The organism is Campylobacter sp. TJR-1, from assembly GCF_032840035.1.
In the GTDB taxonomy this organism is placed as follows: domain Bacteria; phylum Campylobacterota; class Campylobacteria; order Campylobacterales; family Campylobacteraceae; genus Campylobacter; species Campylobacter fetus.
The window spans coordinates 1-728 of record NZ_JAWIZX010000023.1 but is presented as its reverse complement, the minus strand read 5'-3'; the positions used below and the strand labels follow the sequence as shown (position 1 = coordinate 728).

Sequence of the window (728 nt, the reverse complement as noted above, 5' to 3'; positions counted from 1 at the left end):
CGCAGCCGGCGGTACTGATTTAAATGCTCAAGTAATAGGTGGAGCCGCTGCAGATGATGCATTAACAATAAAAGGTATAGCAGATACTCAAACTATAACCGCTAGCGGAGACAAACACAGTTACCGTTGCTCCGGACGCTGCAGCAGTGGCCATAACTACCATAGACTTGAGTGGCTTGAGCGCAACAGGAGGAACTTTAAGCGGTACTATCACTATTGATAAAGCGCTAACAGCTGTTTCTAGTATAAAAGGTAGTGCCGGAAATGACACTATAACTATCGGTAAAGTAAATGACGGTTTAACCGTAACAGGTGGAGCAGGAAATGACGTATTTAACGTTACTGCTGCTAAAATAGTGACTGCAGATACACCAGAACATGCTACTATCGCTGACTTTAGTGCCGGGGATAGCATTAAATTTGCAGCTTCAGTTACTGCTTATAAACATTCAACTGTTGATTTATCAGGTAAAGCCGATTTAAAATCAGCTATCGCTGCGGTACTAACTGATAGTGACGAAGCTACAACAGTGTATGGATTTACATATAACAATGAGAGTTACTTATACTACAACGTAGCAACTGCAGCAGCAAATGACGTACTAGTCAAGCTAACAGGTACAACCGTTAATTTAGATAGTCTTGCTACATCAACAAATGATATAGTATTTGCTTCTTAATCGTGTTTTTCAAACCAAACCTTAATAAATAGTAGATAGTTTTTTGCT

Annotated in this window: 2 protein-coding genes; both read left to right on the top strand. The window is 40.0% G+C overall.

Annotated elements, in window-relative coordinates; translation table 11 throughout:
• Positions 1-220 (top strand): hypothetical protein (locus RVY88_RS09130; RefSeq protein ID WP_317051305.1); only part of this gene is annotated, 220 nt, incomplete at its 5' end.
• Complete coding sequence (locus tag RVY88_RS09125; protein WP_317051304.1) at positions 168-680, top strand: hypothetical protein; 513 nt, start codon at positions 168-170, stop codon at positions 678-680. The genes RVY88_RS09130 and RVY88_RS09125, both read left to right, overlap by 53 nt.
• Positions 681-728: the final 48 nt, after the last annotated feature.